The organism is Microbacterium sp. (assembly GCF_029263575.1).
In the GTDB taxonomy this organism is placed as follows: Bacteria; Actinomycetota; Actinomycetes; order Actinomycetales; family Microbacteriaceae; genus Microbacterium.
Genome location: NZ_JAJUFV010000237.1, coordinates 1 through 2,928 on the forward strand (window position 1 = coordinate 1; position 2,928 = coordinate 2,928).

Consider the following 2,928-nt stretch of genomic DNA (forward strand, 5'->3'; position numbering starts at 1 on the left):
GTGTTCGACCGGCTGCACGACACCCCTGCCCTGATCATCTCGACTCTCGGCGAGACGCTGGTGCAGAATGCCCTGGCGACGGCGCTCTTCGGCGACAACGTCGGCGCCAGCGGTTTCGAGCGCTACGAGGCATATCGCTGGTTCGTGCACCCTGAGCGGGCCCGGTCGTGCTACCCCGAGGCCGACCATGCCCGCAACAGCCGCGCGCAAGTGGCAGGGTTGCGCGCGGCACACGGTGCGATGGGCGCCCAGTCACAGGCCGGGATGCTGGTCGCCGAGCTGTCTCGGCTCAGCCAGGAGTTCCGCGAGCTGTGGGATCAGCATGAGGTCGCGCAGCGATTCGCCGATCACAAGATTCTGATGCACCCCGAAGTCGGCGCGATCGAAGTGGACTGTCAGGTGCTCTTCACGGAGGACCGCGGTCAAGCGCTGCTCGTGCTCACCGCTGCTCCTCGGAGCGAAGACGAAGAGAAGATCCGGTTGCTCGGGGTGCTCGGGGCGCAACAGTTCAGCCAAGACCGACAGATTCGCTGACCGGCGGGACGAACAGCGCAGTCACAACGGTCGCCGTGCGACTTATAGAGTGTGAACATGTCCGGCGATGAGCTGCGCACCCTGCTCGAGGTGCTGCGACGCGAAGCGAGCGAACGCACGGAAGCACTCGCATCCGCTCTGCGTGAGCTGACCCACGACCGCACCGGCCAGAGCGACGACGACGAGCACGATCCGGAAGGGGTGCCGCTGTCGGCGGAATGGTCCCGGCTGAGCGGACTGCTCGACGGCGCTCACGACGAACAGCGACAGGTCGACGACGCGCTCCAACGAATGGACGCCGGCACCTACGGCGTCTGTGTGAACTGCGGCCGCCGCATCCCCGCGGCGCGTTTGCGCGTGCGTCCGTTCGCCGAGCACTGCGTGCCGTGCGCGGAGAAGCTCGGGCGCTGATCCAACTCCACGCACCGAGCCGGCCCCGCAGCGCCTGCGCACCGGTTGTCAACCCTCTCGAGACAGTCGGGAGGACGAGGGATGCTGAACGGACACTTCTGAAAGGAGCATCCGATGAGCGATCCACTCGCCGACGACCCCACCGAGACCGGACTCGACAAGGGACCCGGAGATCCGAACGACGACCGCGCCTACCTCGATGACCTGCCACTCGCACAGGTACAGGACGAGCCCGCTGACGATGGCGGCGTCGATACCGACGAGGCGGACGACGGCACCTGAGCGCGGGCGTTCAGGAGCTCGCCCGACGAATCACGCGACCCCAGTAGGCTGAACGCATCATGGATGAGTTCTTCCGCGGCCTGTGGGACTTCGCCGGCGACAACTGGTGGCTGATATTTCCCATCATGGCGATGGGCGGCGGCGCCGCGAAAGCGTGGGAGCAGAGCGCGAAGCGCCGCCATGAGCGCAAGCTCGAGACTCTGCGCGTAAAGGGAGAACTCAAGGCCGCCCAGCTCGCCGCGCGCGGGGTGGCGCCTGCGGCACCGAAGAAGGTCGAGGCGCAGGAATCGTCGAACCAATTGCTCGCGCGTCTTTTCGCCGAGCACGACGAGATCACCGCGCACTGGCTCGACTATGAGCTCGACGTCGCCAAACTCATCGCGTTCCCTGCGATGAGCGACGGGCGCCAGCCCCTGACGGCAGCGTTCCTGCGGGCCAAGAAGACGGCGGATGCTCTGCGCCCGGCATCCGCCGACGATAAGGTCAGCAAGCAGCAGATCACGGAATACCTGGACGCCGTGGGCAACTACGCCGTCGCCTTCGAGGTCGCTGAGAAGGATGCCCGGCGCCTGCGCGATTCGACATTCACGGATGCCGAGCGCAAGAAGCTCGACCGAGCGCAGAAACTGCTGAAGGTCGCCGTCGACGAATCAGCCACGCAGGCCGAGCGTAACGTCGCCTACAAGCGCGTGCGCGAAGAGCTCGACGGGCTCATCGTGCTCTCGGACGAGGCCGTGACCGTGCTCGAGAAGCAGGTCGCGCGGCAGATCGAAGCGCCCGCGCCACCCGAGCGGATGCCGCGACCGCCGCAGGAGTGACGCGCCGCTGCACTCCTGCTGTCCCGATTCGCTGACGCTGTCCCGATTCGCTGACAAATCTGACAGAAGCGTCCGCAGATCGGGACAACCTCCGCAGATCGGGCGCGTCAACCGCAGCCCGGACGCATCAGCGCAGCTCAACCGGGCCGACCACGGTCCGCCGCCCCTCGCGCAGCCAAATAGCCCCGGTCTCCCGGCGCTCGGTCCGCGTCGAGAATCTGTACCGGTAGCTGACTGCCCGTACCCACCGCGGCCTCGCGCCGTGGAACGGGTCATGTCGCAGCAGCGCGAGCGTCGGAGCATCGGCCTCGAGCAGTCGCGCGAGGAACACCCTGAACCAGTCGTCGAGCGAGCGCCCGAGCGGCAGGAACCACATCAGCCAGTCCAGTCGCAGATGGTACGGGGCGAACTGGCGCGGCACGCGCCGCACATCCCCGGGTTTGCCCTTGAATTCGTATTCGCGCCAGTGCGCGGCATCCGGATCCGGATCGCGCGTCCCCTCGACGACGATCTCGATGCGCTCCTTCGTCACGGTGCCGAACGCGCCGTAGGCGTTCGCGAGCTGCCAATCGTTGAAACTCGCGTTCATCAGCTGACGGCGTGCGAACAGATTGCGTAGCGCCGGCCAGCTGAGAACGAGATAGAGGATGCCGATGGCCGAGGTGATCACGGTCCAATACAGCGGCAGCGGGTCCGGCCACGTGTCGGCGACGGGCGCCGACCCGAAGGGCGAGGCCGGCAGACCGATCGCCGAGAAGGCGATCACGATCGTCGCCCAGTTCAACCACGCGAAGTTGCCGGTCACAACGAGCCAGAACTGCGTCAGCAACACGACCGTGCCGGCGACCGCGCCGATGATCGCGGGCACCGGGCTGTCGATCCA

At 66.8% G+C, this 2,928-nt stretch carries 4 protein-coding genes and 1 pseudogene; 4 read left to right on the forward strand and 1 reads right to left on the reverse strand.

From position 1 onward, the window contains the following. The 4 genes and pseudogenes from Q1J95_RS15500 to Q1J95_RS15515 form a co-directional block, all read left to right on the forward strand. Window positions 1–534: pseudogene (locus tag Q1J95_RS15500) on the forward strand (transcriptional regulator); the annotation flags it as partial. Window positions 535–591: 57 nt separating this feature from the next. Next, window positions 592–945 (forward strand): TraR/DksA C4-type zinc finger protein, encoded by a 354-nt coding sequence (locus Q1J95_RS15505; protein ID WP_300269296.1) that lies wholly within the window; start codon window positions 592–594, stop codon window positions 943–945. 114 nt (window positions 946–1,059) lie between these two features. Further along, window positions 1,060–1,227, forward strand: a complete 168-nt coding sequence (locus Q1J95_RS15510; protein ID WP_300269298.1) for a hypothetical protein — start codon at window positions 1,060–1,062, stop codon at window positions 1,225–1,227. Window positions 1,228–1,286: 59 nt separating this feature from the next. Further along, window positions 1,287–2,045 carry a hypothetical protein gene (locus Q1J95_RS15515; protein WP_300269299.1) on the forward strand — a complete coding sequence of 253 codons (759 nt, stop codon included), beginning with the start codon at window positions 1,287–1,289 and terminating at the stop codon, window positions 2,043–2,045. Between the two features lie 127 nt (window positions 2,046–2,172). Here Q1J95_RS15515 and Q1J95_RS15520 read toward each other — a convergent pair. Then, on the reverse strand, window positions 2,173–2,928 hold a 756-nt coding region (locus Q1J95_RS15520; RefSeq protein ID WP_300269301.1), incomplete at its 5' end, for a lipase maturation factor family protein.